Annotated in this window: 1 protein-coding gene; it reads right to left on the bottom strand. The window is 36.2% G+C overall.

Annotated elements, in window-relative coordinates:
• The coding region (locus tag C1E99_RS12145; RefSeq protein WP_153060219.1) for a GTP-binding protein at positions 1-276 on the bottom strand (276 nt) is incomplete at both ends.

Here is a 276-nt window from a genome sequence, read left to right as displayed (position 1 = left end):
AAGGTCATCGTTTCCCTCTATTACCGTATCCCATTGTTCAGATTCGGTAAAGTTCGTCACACACATATTAGGATACAGTTCTACCTTCTGTTTGATTACAATTTCGGCAGAAAGTTTCTCTTTAATATCCTGATAAACCGTTGATAAATCAATTCCATTTTGGTCAATCTTATTGATAAAAAAGATTGTGGGAATCCCCATTTTCCTAAGTGCATGAAATAATATACGAGTTTGTGCTTGTACGCCATCTTTTGCAGAAATCAGTAGAATTGCCCC

The organism is Streptococcus suis (genome assembly GCF_002964045.1).
GTDB classification, from domain to species: Bacteria; Bacillota; Bacilli; order Lactobacillales; family Streptococcaceae; genus Streptococcus; species Streptococcus suis_U.
The sequence above is the reverse complement of the archived record's forward strand: the minus strand, read 5'-3'. Positions and strand labels throughout refer to the sequence as shown.